This window comes from Flavobacterium sp. KBS0721 (assembly GCF_002007065.3).
GTDB classification, from domain to species: Bacteria; Bacteroidota; Bacteroidia; order Flavobacteriales; family Flavobacteriaceae; genus Flavobacterium; species Flavobacterium piscis.
Genome location: NZ_CP042170.1, coordinates 960895 through 976025, shown reverse-complemented (window position 1 = coordinate 976025; position 15131 = coordinate 960895). Strand labels below are relative to the sequence as shown.

Annotated in this window: 16 protein-coding genes; 2 read left to right on the top strand and 14 right to left on the bottom strand. The window is 34.1% G+C overall.

The annotated features are described in order from the left end of the window. Window positions 1-59 precede the first annotated feature (59 nt). The 5 genes from B0M43_RS04480 to B0M43_RS04460 all read right to left on the bottom strand — a co-directional run bounded on the left by B0M43_RS04480 (window position 60) and on the right by B0M43_RS04460 (window position 4089). Window positions 60-773: a 3'-5' exonuclease gene (locus B0M43_RS04480; protein ID WP_078006694.1), complete on the bottom strand. Its 714-nt coding sequence runs from the start codon at window positions 771-773 to the stop codon at window positions 60-62. A 126-nt stretch (window positions 774-899) separates the two neighbouring features. Further along, on the bottom strand, window positions 900-1376 hold the full coding sequence (locus B0M43_RS04475) for a methylated-DNA--[protein]-cysteine S-methyltransferase (RefSeq protein ID WP_078006695.1): 477 nt from the start codon (window positions 1374-1376) through the stop codon (window positions 900-902). A 209-nt stretch (window positions 1377-1585) separates the two neighbouring features. Continuing rightward, a complete protein-coding gene (locus B0M43_RS04470; RefSeq protein ID WP_078006696.1) occupies window positions 1586-2443 on the bottom strand; it encodes an NAD-dependent epimerase/dehydratase family protein in 858 nt (285 codons plus the stop codon). A gap of 309 nt (window positions 2444-2752) precedes the next feature. Next, window positions 2753-3202, bottom strand: coding sequence for a GNAT family N-acetyltransferase (locus B0M43_RS04465; RefSeq protein ID WP_078006697.1), 450 nt, complete (start codon window positions 3200-3202; stop codon window positions 2753-2755). Further along, window positions 3187-4089 carry a LysR family transcriptional regulator gene (locus B0M43_RS04460; RefSeq protein WP_065452024.1) on the bottom strand — a complete coding sequence of 301 codons (903 nt, stop codon included), beginning with the start codon at window positions 4087-4089 and terminating at the stop codon, window positions 3187-3189. Before B0M43_RS04460 ends, B0M43_RS04465 begins: the two co-directional genes overlap by 16 nt. A 146-nt stretch (window positions 4090-4235) precedes the next feature. On the opposite strand from B0M43_RS04460, the gene B0M43_RS04455 reads away from it, so the two are divergent. Next, window positions 4236-4631, top strand: coding sequence for a rhodanese-like domain-containing protein (locus B0M43_RS04455; protein ID WP_078006698.1), 396 nt, complete (start codon window positions 4236-4238; stop codon window positions 4629-4631). 58 nt (window positions 4632-4689) lie between these two features. Here B0M43_RS04455 and B0M43_RS04450 read toward each other — a convergent pair whose 3' ends face one another. From B0M43_RS04450 to B0M43_RS04435, 4 genes are read right to left on the bottom strand one after another with little or no spacing between them, the layout of a single operon-like run. Continuing rightward, the gene (locus B0M43_RS04450) at window positions 4690-5556 is read right to left on the bottom strand and encodes a lipopolysaccharide assembly protein LapB (RefSeq protein ID WP_078006699.1); all 867 of its coding nucleotides are present in this window, start codon (window positions 5554-5556) and stop codon (window positions 4690-4692) included. 24 nt (window positions 5557-5580) lie between these two features. Then, the gene (locus tag B0M43_RS04445; RefSeq protein ID WP_078006700.1) at window positions 5581-7974 is read right to left on the bottom strand and encodes a M28 family peptidase; all 2394 of its coding nucleotides are present in this window, start codon (window positions 7972-7974) and stop codon (window positions 5581-5583) included. 6 nt (window positions 7975-7980) lie between these two features. After that, on the bottom strand, window positions 7981-8328 hold the full coding sequence (locus B0M43_RS04440) for a hypothetical protein (RefSeq protein ID WP_065451907.1): 348 nt from the start codon (window positions 8326-8328) through the stop codon (window positions 7981-7983). Further along, a complete protein-coding gene (locus B0M43_RS04435) occupies window positions 8325-9854 on the bottom strand; it encodes a carbon-nitrogen hydrolase family protein (protein ID WP_065451908.1) in 1530 nt (509 codons plus the stop codon). The genes B0M43_RS04440 and B0M43_RS04435 overlap by 4 nt, the downstream gene beginning before the upstream one ends. A 178-nt stretch (window positions 9855-10032) precedes the next feature. On the opposite strand from B0M43_RS04435, the gene B0M43_RS04430 reads away from it, so the two are divergent. Beyond that, entirely contained in the window at window positions 10033-10365 is a 333-nt protein-coding gene (locus B0M43_RS04430; RefSeq protein ID WP_078006701.1) for a single-stranded DNA-binding protein, read from the top strand. A gap of 74 nt (window positions 10366-10439) precedes the next feature. On the opposite strand, the gene B0M43_RS04425 is transcribed toward B0M43_RS04430, so the two are convergent. The 5 genes from B0M43_RS04425 to B0M43_RS04405 all read right to left on the bottom strand — a co-directional run bounded on the left by B0M43_RS04425 (window position 10440) and on the right by B0M43_RS04405 (window position 15069). Then, window positions 10440-11132 (bottom strand): DUF2461 domain-containing protein, encoded by a 693-nt coding sequence (locus tag B0M43_RS04425; protein ID WP_078006702.1) that lies wholly within the window; start codon window positions 11130-11132, stop codon window positions 10440-10442. 319 nt (window positions 11133-11451) lie between these two features. Further along, window positions 11452-11637 (bottom strand): hypothetical protein, encoded by a 186-nt coding sequence (locus B0M43_RS04420; RefSeq protein ID WP_065451910.1) that lies wholly within the window; start codon window positions 11635-11637, stop codon window positions 11452-11454. An 80-nt stretch (window positions 11638-11717) separates the two neighbouring features. Then, window positions 11718-12236: a ferritin gene (locus B0M43_RS04415; protein WP_065451911.1), complete on the bottom strand. Its 519-nt coding sequence runs from the start codon at window positions 12234-12236 to the stop codon at window positions 11718-11720. 76 nt (window positions 12237-12312) lie between these two features. Further along, window positions 12313-13791: a hypothetical protein gene (locus B0M43_RS04410; protein ID WP_078006703.1), complete on the bottom strand. Its 1479-nt coding sequence runs from the start codon at window positions 13789-13791 to the stop codon at window positions 12313-12315. A 150-nt stretch (window positions 13792-13941) separates the two neighbouring features. Next, window positions 13942-15069 carry an OmpA family protein gene (locus B0M43_RS04405; protein ID WP_078006704.1) on the bottom strand — a complete coding sequence of 376 codons (1128 nt, stop codon included), beginning with the start codon at window positions 15067-15069 and terminating at the stop codon, window positions 13942-13944. Window positions 15070-15131: the final 62 nt, after the last annotated feature.

The window sequence follows — 15131 nt, the reverse complement described above, 5'->3', positions numbered from 1 at the left end:
TAGTAAAACATTTTGAGCCTTTTAGTAAACTTTGAACCTTTGTAACTTTGTGCCTCCACCTAAACATGAATAATTTCATCATCAATCAATAAATCTTCACGACGTAAACGCAGGAAAATCTGAGCCACGGCAATGGTATCTTTTTCGCAATAGGTAACAATTCGGTCAATATCTTTCTCTACATAAAATACATGAGCGACCTGACTTCCGTCGATATCGCCTTTTGGTGATGGAACTCCCAGAATTTTAGTCAATAGTTTTAAGGAAGTAAAGTGTTTGTAATCGCCAAATTTCCATAATTCTAAAGTATCCAAATGCGGAATTTCCCAAGGTTTTTTGCCAAATAAATTTAGTTTGTCAGGAATCGCAATCTGATTGATGATCATGCGTCGCGCAATAAACGGAATATCAAACTCCTTCGCATTATGTCCACACAAAAGATGTTGCGGCTGATGAAAATGATTGTTGATTAGATTATTAAAATCACGAAGTATCTTCTTTTCATCACCAAAGAACGATGTTACTCTAAAATTCCTGATGTCACCTTTGATGGTAAAATACCCAACAGAAATACAGATAATTTTTCCAAACTCAGCCCAAATTCCAGCGCGGTCGTAAAATTCTTCTGGTGTAAAATCGTCTTTTCTCTGGTATTGTGTTTTATGATCCCAAAGCGATTGCATTTCCGCGTCAAGCAAATTGAAATTCTCTTCTTCGGGAACGGTTTCTATATCCAGAAATAAAATGTTATTGAGGTTTATTTTTTCAATCATAATTTTAGTTTAGCACTAATTACACTAATTGGCACAGATTACTTTGAGTAAAACAATTACACGAACTTACTTTTTGTAAATATAAAGCTATAATTTTAATTCGTGTAAATCTGTGAAATTTGTGTTTTAAAACAAACTCTGTTGTGTAGTTGGGTTTTCGTGTTCGATTAACCATTTTTTACGGGATAGACCGCCGGCATAACCCGTTAAAGAACCATTTGTGCCAATAACGCGATGACAGGGAACTACAATCCATAACGGATTTTTACCATTTGCAGATGCAACAGCACGAATTGCTTTTACATCACCCAGTTTTTTGGTCTGATCCATATAACTTACTGTTTTTCCGTACGGAATCTCTAATAAGGATTTCCAGACTTTCTGCTGAAATTCAGTTCCTTTTGGATTTAGTTTGAAAGTAAAATCAGTTCTTTTTTTGTCGAAGTATTCCTGAAGTTGTGAAACTGCTTCTTTTAAAATTTCCGGAATTTCCTGAGAAACTTCATTGGTGCCAACATCTGAAACAGAAATTACAGCAACACCATCTTCATCTCCAACAATTTTGGTGATTCCTAAGGGCGAATTGATATAGACTGTTTCCATAGTTTTTATTTAACCGCAAAGATGCAAGGGTTTACGCAAAGTTCGCAAAGTTTTTGTTTTAAACCATATAAGTTAAGTAAGGAAATTTAAGTTTTGTTTTGGCAATGTCACCCTGAGCGAAGTCGAAGGGCGCAACAATTGAAACATGGGCTTCTACTTCGCTCAGCCTGACAAAATAGCTTTGCCTCAACTTGACGACATTCTTAAACTTAGTAATTTTCTATGTTAAACTGATACTTTAAATTGTTTTCGACTTTTTCGCTCGAAATAACCTTTGTAATATTCGATTTTTCAGCGCTAAATTTTGGTAAAATCAGGTTTTGGTCTTTTGCTTTTTGAGTGTAATATGCTGAACGAGTTGGGTGAAAAGGTGCAACAGCATTAAAAACTTCATTCCATTTTGATTGATGGATGATTTCTTCAATAACTGCAATGCAATCTTTTTGATGAATTAAGTTTACCGGAGCGTCCGGGTTTTCGAGGTTTTCTTTTCCTGCCAGAAATTTAACCGGATGACGATCTTCACCAATTAAACCGCCAAAACGTAAAATAGTAGTTTCGAAATTTTGATTCTTTTGAAGAAGCGCTTCTGCCAAAAGCAATTGTTTGCCGCTTTCGGTTTCAGGATTCGGAATAGTTTCTTCTGTAATAATTCCGTTTTCATCTCCGTAAACAGAGGTTGAACTTACAAAAAGTACTTTTTTTACTGTTGATTTTTCTATAAACGGAATTAAATTTTCGATCTTTTCGACAAAAATCTTTCGTGAAGATTGAGATGAATCAGCATTTGTTCCGCGTAATTTAGGCGGGATATCTATGATTAAGATTTCAGTATTATTGAGAAAATTATGTATACTTTCTGAAACACTTTCGCTTTCAAGCGTTCCTTCTCCCGAAGCCTCGGGATCGCTCAGGATGACAACAAACGGATTTATTCCGGCATTTTCTAATATCGGCAATTTGCTTTCAGAAGTTGTAGAACCGTTTACTGAATGTCCTTTTTCGATTAAGGTTTTCGCTAAAGGCAAACCTAGCCAGCCGCAGCCTAATATGCTTATATTTTTCATTTTTTTGAGGTTCAGAGTTACAAAGATACAAAGGGACAAAGATTCCAGTCTTAAAATTAAAATTTTAAAAAAATAGTGTTTTCGCAACTTGTGATAAATTATCATTAAGGTTGAAAAGTAAAGGCAAAGTCGAAATTTTTTTTGAATAGGCTCCAGCTTCAGCTGGAGAAATAAGATTTAAAGAGAAAAAGGCTTTAGCCAAATCAAGATTAGTTTGGCTAAAGCCTTTTTCCGCAACTATATTTTACATCCAGCTAAAGCTGGACGCTATTCAATTTATAGTATTAAATAATTTTAGCTTCAATTATATTACAAATCTAATGTAAATCGAACTTTATCTTTGCCTGTTCCACCAATTCTGTGATAAAATTTTATGGCTCTTTGGTTAAATTGTGGTGTTTGCCATTGCAAATTGATGCATTTTTTCTCTCTTCCAATTTCTTTGAGTGTATCAATTAAGATCTCTCCAATTCCAAAACTTCTGGCTTCTTCTTCCAAAAACAATCCATCCATATACATGAAAGGTGCTGCATCCCAAGTCGAAAAATCAAAAGTATAGGAAACATAACCTATGATTGTTTCTTTTGTGGCCACGACCAAACAATGTAATTTGGGTTGTTTGTTAAACAAAGCTTTTTTAAGACCTTCCTCTTTTCCTTCCGGAGAATAATCGGCTTTCTCGAATTCAGCATGTTTTTGGCACAAAACGACCAATTTTGGTACATCAGCTATTTCGCAATTTCTTATTGAATATTCCATTGCAGGTTGATTTCGTTTTGTAAAAAGGTAATAAAATGATGAAAGTAATCCGGGTATTTTTCGTTTTCGCGAATGGCAATAAAGTGTTTTCTTTTCAATCCGTTTTTTCCAATTTTAATGGCTTTTATGGGATTATTTTTTAAATGTGGTAACAAGGCCCATTTTGCCATCGACATTACGCCCATATCGGCTTTAACCATTTCAAGAGACGCTTCGGTTAAGGGTAATGGAGTGATTTTCTTCGGAGTTACTTTGGCTGGAGCCAAAACAAACTGATGAATTGTAACCGTTTCCATCGGAAGGGAATGAATCAATAAATGTTCGTTGGTAAAATCCTCGGCAACGACGTACTTTTTATTCGCCCAGGCATGGTTTTCAGAAACCGCCATTACGACTTCGTCCTGAAAAAGTTCAATATATTTGATGTTATTGTCTTTGATCTGATCGCTGATAATGGCAATATCAATGGTGTTTTCTAATAATTTCTGCAACGGAATATGGGTGGCTTCGGTTACAATTTTTAAATCGACATTGGGATATAAAAGATGAAATTGTTTTAAAACAGATGGCAGCCAGTGATAACTCGAAAAACATTCTGTACTAATCCTGATTTCGCCGTGTTCTCCATATACCATTTGCTTGATTTGAGATTCGGTTTGCGAGAGTTTTTCCAGAATTTCATTGGCCAATTCGTAGATTTTTTCGCCGGCTTTGGTCAAAACCAGCTTTTTATTGGTTCTCAAAAAAACAGGAGTTCCCAATTGATATTCGGCTTCTTTGAGTTGGTGGCTCAACGCCGATTGTGTCAAATGCAATTTATCAATCGCTTTGGTGATGCTTCCTTCTTCGACAATTGCTTTTATTAATCTTAAATGACGGATTTCCATTTTTTGGGAATTAGAATTACAAAGGAACAAAATTTTAAAATGGTTTTTTGATGAAAAAAAGTAATCAAGTTGATGAATTCTTTTCGTTTTTATCACATGTATGGTTGAAGTACTTTTGAAAAAACTAATCATAAAACACAACAAAAATGGAAGCACAAATTAAACACTACGAAAACAAACTGGCCTTCGAAATGGATCCTTCTGATTTATTTGATGCTTTGAACAATGGGGAAAAAGTAATTGTAATTGATGCAAGAAAAGCATTTGGTTTTGAAGCCGAACATATTCCGACAGCCATTAATATTCCGCATCGCGAAATGACGGCTGAAACTACAAAACATCTGGATAAAGATGTTTTGTACGTGACGTATTGCGACGGAATTGGATGTAACGCTTCGACAAGGGGCGCTTTGAATATGGCAAAATTAGGTTTTAAAGTAAAAGAATTAATGGGAGGAATCGAGTGGTGGAAGTTTGACGGATATGCCACGGAAGGAACAAAGGGAGTAGAAGCAGGATTGAAAATTGAATGTGCCTGTTAAAGAAAAAGGGCAAACTTTAATTTTAAAGTTTGCCCTTGATTTTTGATTTATATCCGAATTATTCGATGACAATATTGTTTTCTGCCGCAATTTTTTTGAAAACATCTTCTTTGTTTTCTTTTACCATTTTTTGATAAATAGCTCCCATAAGCATTTCGGTGTCTTTTGAATATTCTGATTTGTCTGCAGTATATATTCTGTGGGCTATAAAAATATCGTTTAATGCTTTTTCGTCATTGTTGAGTTGCAGGTAGTTTTTTCCGGCGCCAAAATATCCTTCAGCATTGTTGGGCTGATATTTTATAAGCCTTTCGTAATAATCGATAGCCGTTTTATAATCTGATTTTAGTGAATAAACTACTCCAATATTGATTAAAGCATATTCGCCTTCAGGATATATTTCGAGTGACTTTTTATAATATTTTATGGCGTTGTCGTAATCATTTAATTGTCTGTAACAAACAGCCAGATCATCTAGGGCCAAAACAAACTTTGGATCTTGTTTTAATGCCATTTGCAAACCTTCTATCGCTAGTTTATACTTTTGAGCCTGCATAAAATCTTTTGCAATGATATAAGAATTTTGTGCCTTTTCATTTTTAGAATCACTATAATAAATATCTGATTTGTTTTCAGGTGTTTTTGGTAAAAACTTCGAACAGGTTTTGGCAATAGTTTCATCAGATTTTTGAAGCAGAGACTTGATTCCTTCTACCGTATTAATGCCTTCTCTTACTTTTGCATCTTTATCCTGCAAAACAACTTCTGCCATCGAATTGGTCAAACAATTTCTGTAGATTTCTTCATTTACTTCTTTGCTTTTTTCCAGACAAGTGCAGGCTTTTGTAGCTATTTTTTCTTCTAAGGTCTGACTCTTAGCATTGAAAAAACTTAAAGTAATAAAAAGCAGAAATGTTTTCTTCATAGTGGTTAGGTTAGAAAAGTTTATTTATTCTGGTCTTACAACAGGTTTTAAACTGTCTTTTGCAATAACAGTACTATCTTTTACCGCTGTTGCAGGTGCAAGAGGAGTTACCGGTGCTGTATATTTTTTTATTTTTTGTTGAATTAATATAGCATCATTTAAAACAAATGGAGTAGGCATCATCCAGTCGCTTCTTGGTTTTATTTGTAATAACGGATTTGTCATTAAATCGAATGAACTTTCGATTAGATCCATATCAAAAACAGAAGATTTATTAATATAGAAATCCATTACGAGCGGTTCATTGCCTACAACATAATAGCATAGTATTTTTGCGCCATCTCTTTCTAAACGGTTTCCTTTTTCTCCGGAAGTTGCGACACCATTGGCTTTAAAATTAAAAAATGTCATTTTAGGATTCGCGTAAATATCGTAACGATTGACTTTTCTGTTTGGAGTAATTTTAATTTTTAAATATCTGTTATTGCCAACAACACTGTCTTTTAGGAAAGCAATCGTTGGTTTTGGAATATCAACAACAGGAGCAATTGCGCTGTAAGTAAATCCGGAATTGTATTTGCTGGCTAGAGGTAATGAATTTAAACCAACAGCTTTTTGATTTTTTTCTCCTAAATAGGTTTTAGTCCATTCGTCTAAATTGACATCATAAGTGGTCCAGACAGCAGAGTTGGTATTGGCATTATAAACATATAATAAGCTGTTTGATTTTGCTTCACCGTGTTGGTAGCCAGAATGGTAACCGGCATAGATGAAAAATCCAATAGAAACAGCAAAAAAGAACATAGTCCAGGCTCCTTTTTTAAAGAAGTCACCAAATACAGGAAGTAATAATCCGAAAAGTAAAACGGTTAGGATAGCACTTCCAAAAAGGATCTTTAAACCTAAACCAACTGGAAACATCACAATAAAAGGCGCAATAATGGCCAATGCAGGAATGCTGAATAATAAATTTACGCCTAAGCTATAGTGTTTGGTAATGACAAAAATACCGAATAGCATAATGCCAAAATAAACCGGAATAATCAGGAATCCAGCGCCTGTTAAGCTATTTGCCAGAAATGCATTGATGATAATCCAAAGCAGCAAAGGTGCTACAAAATGATTCATTGTGATTTTTGCTTCTGAAAAATGATGGTAGAAAGCAAAAGAAATGGCGATACTCAGCGATACAAAAGCACCAATGTAAGCATGTCCGTTATAAGTAAATCCGTTAAGGAGATCTGAATATTGAGGATAAATTTGAAGTAAAATTTTCCATCCTAAAAAAGTAACTAATCCTGAGATAATGATGGCGCCTAAAAGAGGAACAAATCCTCTGAAAATTTCTCTGAAAGTAATGACACGTTTCGCTTTTCCTATAAAAATAAAAAGAATCAATAAACCTAAAGCAATAATCGTCATTGGAAAAACCCAGGTAAAGGGGTAACTTATGAAAGAGAACGGAACGCTGAAATAGACATCATCTTCTGCAGAATCGGTAGCATTCAAATCAACATTCGAAAAGTATTTCAGTAAAGGCATTAAATATGTTCCCTGATGTTTTAATGTGGTTTTGCTTAAATGCTGAACATCGTCTTGTTGCGTATGATAATTATAATGTCCGTCGATAAAAGCAAAATTGAAACCCTGAATATTTCCCTGTTCTCTAAAAACGGTTAAATCAGTATCGTTAGGAAGCATCTTATAAATACTGTACATGAGCGAATTCGAAACCGGATATTGGGTTTTTGCATTGGCAAATTCTTTTACAAGCGCCTGATTTCCCTTGTTGGTTTCCATTAACATGTAACTTGGTCCTGAAGAACCTCTTGCTTCAAAATTGATCACAAGTCCAACTTCTTTTGCCCATGGATGTTTGTTTACAAAAAGAGCAGCTCCGTTTAAACCCAATTCTTCGGCATCAGAAAAAAGAATTATAATATCGTTTTTATGGGGTTGCTTGGCGTATAAAAAAGCACGAACTCCTTCTAAAATAGTAGCAACTCCTGAGGCATCGTCGCTGGCACCTTTAGAAAATGAATGCGGTGCACTGTCGTAATGAGATAAAAGTAATAGCGCTTTTGAGCTATCAGTTCCTTTAATTCGGGCCAGAATGTTTTTAGACTTTACTAATAATCCTTTATCGTTGAGGGTAAAGCCTTCCTGAATAGAGGTTTCCAATCCAATCCTATTGAGTTCAAGTTTAAGATAATTGGCAACCAGTTCATGATTGGTCGAGCCAACATAATGTGGTTTTTGCGCAATAATTTCGACTTGGTTTAGCGCTCTTTCGGTAGAAAAATCAGCAAGAGCTTCTTCATCTTTTGAAATCCACTGTGGCATCATCGAGGCGTATATGATGCCAAGAATGGCTAAAATGCAGATTATGGCCAGAATTGAGGTGGGGTTTTTCTTCATTACGTACTATATTTCTTTTTTAACAAGCATAAAATAATCATTGTCCAAAGATCGATATCCCTGATCATACAGGAAATAGTAGGTATTCCCTGTTTTGGTCTGCAAGATATTGGTAAAGAATTCGAAATCAAAACCTTTGTTGATCATTTTATCCCTTGTTGCTTTAGATTTTCCATCAGTATTTAATTCACACAAAATACGGTAATTTTTTCGTAATTTGTTGTTTACATTCCTCATGAAATTAGTACTGTCTTTATTTATTTTATTATTGTAGGCATTTCTACAGCTGTCTGAACAGAATTTTTTGTCTTCGCGGCCTACAATTTTTTCCGAACATTCGAGACATGTTTTCATGGTTCAATCTTTTTAATTTCATATAAATCGGTACGTCGGTCTTTTAAAATCCTCACACTTCCGTGCTCGTGAAGTTGTTTAAGTAAATTCAAATCGACATCGACAATTAGCGTCATCTCAGTATTTGGAGTTGCTTCTGCCTTTATACCATTACTAGGAAAAGCAAAATCTGATGGTGTAAATACAGATGCCTGCGCATATTGAATGTCCATATTATTCACTTTTGGTAAATTCCCCACGCAACCTGCTATGGCTACATAACACTCATTTTCTATGGCACGAGCCTGCGAACAATGTTTTACACGAGTGTACGCATTTTGTGTATCAGTTAAGAAAGGAACAAACAAAATATTCATCCCTTCATTGGCCAGAATTCTTGAAAGTTCCGGAAACTCAACGTCATAACAAATCAGGATTCCAATTTTACCACAATCAGTATCAAAGGTTTTAAAGTGCGATCCGCCTTTCATTCCCCAATGCTGTACTTCGTTTGGTGTAACGTGAATTTTAGTATACATTTCTGAAGTACCGTCTCTTTTGCATAAAAAACCAACATTGTACAAGTTACCATTGTCTAAAAGCGGCATGCTTCCGGTAATGATATTGATGTTATACGAAATAGCAAATTCCTGAAAACGTTTTCTGATAGGATCAGAATATCGGGCAAGTTCACGAATGGCTTCGGCTTCAGATAAATGATTATAATCGGCCATCAAAGGCGCAATAAAAAGTTCCGGAAACAAAGCAAAATCTGCCCCATAACCTGAGACGACATCGATAAAAAATTCTGACTGTTCAAAAAATTCCTCCAGATTATTCAATTGGCGCATTTGCCATTGTACCAATCCTAAACGAATAACGCTTTTTTCAAGATTAATTAGCTTTGGACTTTCATCGTAATAAACATTGTTCCATTCTAAAAGAACCGCAAATTCTTTGGACTCTTCGTCACCTTCAAGATAGTTTTTGATAATTCGCAAAACGTGAAAATCATTACTCAACTGAAATGAAAGTACCGGATCGTGTAATTCTTTATGTTTTACTTTATCTATGTACACTCTCGGTGTCATCTTTTTTGAGTGTTGAGAATAATTTGGAATTCTTCCAGCAAAAACAATTGCTTTTAGGTTCAATTGCTCGCACAGTTCTTTACGCGTATCGTATAAACGTCGGCCTAAACGCAAACCGCGATAATTAGGATGGATAAAAACGTCTATACCGTACAATATTTCCCCATCTGGATTATGAGTCGAAAAAGTATAATCGCCTATAATTTGTTTGTAATTGTGTCTTTTGTCTACTAATTTTTCGTCGACAATTAGTGATAATGCTGATCCTACAACTATACCATCTACTAGTATAACAAGTTGGCCTTCAGGGAATATTGAGAGTAATTTTTTTATATCGTTAGGTCTCCAATATGAATTCGCCATTTCAGGATACGATTCAACCATTGAATTTTTTAACTGCTGATAGTCGTCGAATTCTAAATTTCTTAATTCAACTTTATTGATTTGTGTTTGCATTGTAGTATGATTTATGTTAAATATACAAAGAAATATTTCCATTTACAAACGCTTACAAATAGTTACAACCGAAAGTAATTACTTTACAACCGATTATTTTTTGGAGTCTGTCGCATCTTTGCCCTGTTGAATTTGATAAACGAATTCTTTATATACGAACTTTTAAATATTACACGCCATGAATGCAATGAAAAACAGAGTACAATTAATTGGTAATGCAGGAAACGACCCGGAAATCAGAACTTTAGAAAGTGGAAGAAAATTAGCCTATCTAACGATTGCTACAAACGAGAAATACACCAATGATAAAGGTGAAAAAGTGGAACAAACAGAATGGCATCGTGTGACGGCCTGGGGTAAAACGGCTGAAATTATCGAAAAATATGTAGTAAAAGGGAAAGAAGTTGCTGTTGAAGGAAAATTAACCCATAGAAGTTATGACAATAAAAACGGTGAAAAAAGATACGTGACCGAAGTTATTGTTAATGAAATTTTATTGCTTAGCAGATAACGTTTATTCAAATTGAATATAACCCGATTGCCTGGATAAAGTAATCGGGTTTTTTGTGTTGCATACAATGTAAATTATAAAACAGAAGCTCCATTGATATCGGTTGAAAGTATTTCGCTCATATAGTCGAAAAAAGGTCTCATATTTTTGCAAGTGTCTAAAGCCTGTTCTAAAAATAACGGACTTAAAACTTCCTCATCAGTAAAACGTTTGATGATCAAAAACTGTTTGTAGCGAAGTAAATCTATGGCTTCGTGAGTTATTTCATAACCTTTTGGAGCTGTTTTGAGTTGTTCGCCTTGTAGAGTTCCAAAAGTTTTTACAAAAGATTTTGATTGTAATATTTTATTCATTGGTCCGGCATCGTGAGCAAATTCGCTACGTATGCGTTTTAGGTCTCCAGCATTGGGTCCCCAAAAACCACCTGCAAAAAAGCTGTTACCTTTTTCGATATGAAAATAATAACCGCCGCGTCTTGCACTTGTTGCTCTTGTGTAACTGCCGCCCCAAAAAGTTTTAAAAGGTGTTTTATCTTTAGAAAACCGAATGTCGCGATAAATCCTGTAGACACTTTTTTTACCCGAAGACGTTTCCAGAACATCAGTTTTTGAAAGCTGCTCAAGCAAAGCACCTGCAAAAGTTTCAATATGATTTAATTCTTTTAAATATTCCGTTTTATTGGCGTCGAACCAGGGCTTGTTGTTATTTTCTTTGAGCTGACTCAAAAAATCAAGACTGGATTGGGGTATAGTAATCTGGTTTTTCATAATTAAATTTTGAGGAATCAATGCTAAATGTTATAGAGAAACATTAAAAATTTTATACGCCTAATTATTTTTTACCGCAGAGAAACGAAGGTTTTTCGCAGAGTTCTAAGATTTAAATGCGTTTACAGCATCTAAGTCCGCAAAGCTTTGTGAACTTTGTGTTTTTACCAAAGTTAGCATATTTAGAAAAACTTTGTGTTCTCCGTGGTAAATTTCTTCTCTCTCCACAGGTTTTAGAATTGATCCATTTTAAGTCTTAAGACGACTGCATTTAAACTAAAAACCCACCAAATTTCTTGGTGGGTTTTATATATTTTAGTTAAGCAGTTTTTTTGAATAAATCAAACATAGGACAACGCGAGCAGCGTTTCTTTTCGCTCTTTTTGTATTTCTCACAGCAGGAAGATTTACAGTTTTCCAACTTTTTAATCTTATCAAGGATAACTTCTTTCTTCTTTTTCTTTTTATCCTTTTTCTTGTCCTTATCTTTTTCTTTCTTGCTCAATTTTCCTCCGTATTTAAAAACAGAGACAAATATAAAAGAAAATAGTTATTTTTAAGTATTCTAAATAAACTTTAACTTTTTTATTTAGGGTTGATAGCAATAGAGCTTGTTACCGTTAATTGCTGGATATCACGGTCGAACAAGTAAAGTCCTCCTTTGTCATCACCAATTAAGTTGATTTTATCTAATATAGATTTAGCTGTTGCTTCTTCCTCGATTTGCTCTGCAACATACCATTGTAAGAAATTGTGAGTTGCGTAATCTTTTTCTGAAAAAGTAATGTGTACCAGTTCATTGATAGATTCTGAAACAAAAATCTCATGGTTGTAAAGTGCTTCAAACATTTCTTTAAATGTAGAATAAGATGTTTTTGGCGCTTTAAGATCGGTAATCTGAGCGTGACCTCCGCGTTCGTTAATATACTTAACTAGCTTAAGCATATGTGCGCGCTCTTCATCTGATTGGGTATACATAAATTGTGCAATTCCCTCTAATCCGTGTACTTCGGCCCAACAAGCCATAGAAAGGTAGGTTTGCGAAGATTCTGCCTCTATGCGAATTTGCTTGTTTAAAGCTGCTTCAATATTTTTCGATAACATAATGTGACTTTTTTGTAAAGTTAGAAAAAATAATTGGTTCCGGTTTTTTGAAACTCAGAAACACAACACATTTGGATTAATTCTCAATAAATTTAAGCTTTTCAAATTTTGCCGGTCTCGAGAATTGAGACTTATTCATGATCGGATTTCCGTTGTCTTCTCTAATAAAACCATCTGTAAATTTTCGTAATACAAACTGTTTTAAAGCAGTGTCGTAATAGCTCAGGATGTAATAATTCTTTAATTTAAGAATGTTTTGAAGCGATACATTTTTGTTGATACTTAGAAAATAGAAAATATTGTCGATTGCTAAAGGCTCTTGTTGCGGGTTATTTACAAATTCATAATTAGCATTTAATAGCGCATCAAAAGAAACCATTTTACTTTGTGAATACTGCTGAATTCCCATATCATCAAAATCTCTTAGTGACATATCAAATGGGCTATAAGCAACAGAAGAAAAAATGTGTTCAATAAATCCGCCAAAAGTGACTACGTTATTGTTGTTGTTTTTAAAAACTGAAACTCCAACATTTAAATTCGCTAATTGTTTGAGAAACTTTCCGGTAGTTTTTAATTCCTGCGGTTTTTCATTATTTACCTGAAGAAAAATAGGGGAGTTTTTAAATCGTATGGTATCATTTTTTGAAATTGAAACACTTTTGATTGATTTTTGCGAATCAAAATCTTTGATCTCAAATAAAAATTCATCTTTGCTTGCCTTAACCTGAAATAATTTGTTTTGACTGTAAAATGAATTCGAAGATTTCGATGGGTTTTTTGAAACAGGCTGTTCAAAATTTTTCTCTGTAATCTCGCCACTTTCCATATTAAGACTCATTACTTGTGTTTTCTTTGAGTTGTAGTCAAATGTCAAAAGAATGTGATCTTCAGTTACATACATTTTGTTTAGACCACTAGTTTTGTCTAAAGAATTAAAATCGCCTGATTCCATTTTTTGAAGCGGAAAATATCGAATAAGCGAGCTAAAGGTAAACTTTTGTCCTTTTTCATTTTGAAATGCAATACCTGAGAAATCAAACATTTTGATTTCGCATTTTCCATTCTGAAACTCGTAAAGAAGCAAATGTTGCTGGTTTTTCTCTTTTGCAATAATGTAGAAAATATTGTCTTTTTGAAAAGTAGTGACAAAATATTCAATGTTTTCAGGAAAGTCAAAGTTTAAAGCCCTGGAAGTTTTAGTTTCCAGATAGTACTTGATGATTCTTAAGTTTCTTCTGTTTTGTGAACTCCAGTAAAGTGTTGGATTTCCATCTTCGCTAATACTGTGGCCAATTAAAGTTCGATCCTCTACATGCCTAAGCGTGTCTGAAAATTGGTTGGCGAGGAATAGCGATTTATTGTATTTTAAAATAGTAATTTTTTTGTCATCTGCTGCAAAAACATAGATATCATGAGTTTTTACATCCTCAACATTCAAAGCCTGACCATTTCCTAAAGGATTGTTTAAAATTAATGGATACGTGTTTAAAACCGTTTGGCTAAATAGTATTGATTGATAAAGTAGCAGGGAAAAAAATATAAGCTTTTTCATAATTAATTGGGGCACAAATATTATTCCAAATTTAATTAAATATACGTTAATAAAATTGTGAAAAAAAGCATTTCTTTGGTTTCGGAATTCCTTAAAAAAAGCCCTAAAAGAATTTTCCTTTAGGGCTTGATTTTATTTTTGATTAAGATGTTATCTTACTCTAAAAGTAACTCTTCGTGCTAATCTTCTTGCTTCTTCAGAATCTTTTTGGATAGATGTATCAGCTCCGTTAGCAACAACATTTAATCGGGAAGATGCAATACCTGCTTTTTCTAAAATAGTTTTCACATTATTAGCTCTTGCATTTGATAATTTTTCATTGTACTCAGACTTACCAACCTGATCTGCATAACCTAAAATATCTATAGAAGCAGATGGGTTTTTTCTTAAATAAGTTAAAATAACATCAAGTGCTGCAGTAGAATTTTCTATTGGAATCGATTTGTTGAAATCAAAGTAAACACTGTAATATTTGTCATTGATCATTTCTTTTACAATGTCTTTGTCACTTACCGTATTAGTGGTAACTGGTTTTTCGACAATAACTTGTTTTGATGGTATGTTCTTAATTTGATTTTCAAGGTCCGCAATCTTATTATCATACGCTGTAAGGTCAACATTTTGTGTAAGAACAGTCCAGTCCGCATGTTTTGTGTTTTTACCTAAATAAACTGTCAAACCAGCAGTTCCGTTGAATACAAGTCCCGAAAGTCCTCTGGAGTTTGTAAGTCCGGCTCCGTCAAAAGTAGCATCCTGAAAAGCATTAACAATAGTAGTAACATCACCTGTTAAAGCAAGACGGTTTGATAGTCTGATTTGACCTGTAAAACCTGCAATGAAATTACCCATTCTGTCTTTTACATGTAGGTCTTCGTTTTCTAATTGAGCAACTCCAATACCAGCGTGACCTAATAAACCAATTGTTTTAGTCCATGTTTCAAAATTCATGATTCTTCCTAAGTTGGCTACTCCTTGCAAATCAACTCTGTAGTATTTAGAATCAAAAGTATTTGAATTACCATGATCTGTGAAACTGTTGTATCCGAAATCAGCTTTCAAACCAAATTTATTGTTCATCATATACCTTACACCCAAATCAGCAGTAAAAGGACTAACTCTTGCAGTGTAATAATCATTTGACATTGGGCGTTGAGGTTTGTTAAAACCGCCAGCTAATTCAATAGACCATTTATTATAGTCATTTGAGTTATTTTCTGTTTGCGCATTCATGTTGTTGAAAACCAGCGAAAAAGCTAGAATAATTACAATTTTTTTCATTATTATTTGAGATTTTAAATTTTTCCCAAACAAATGATTTATTGTAAGAATTACTTTCCTAT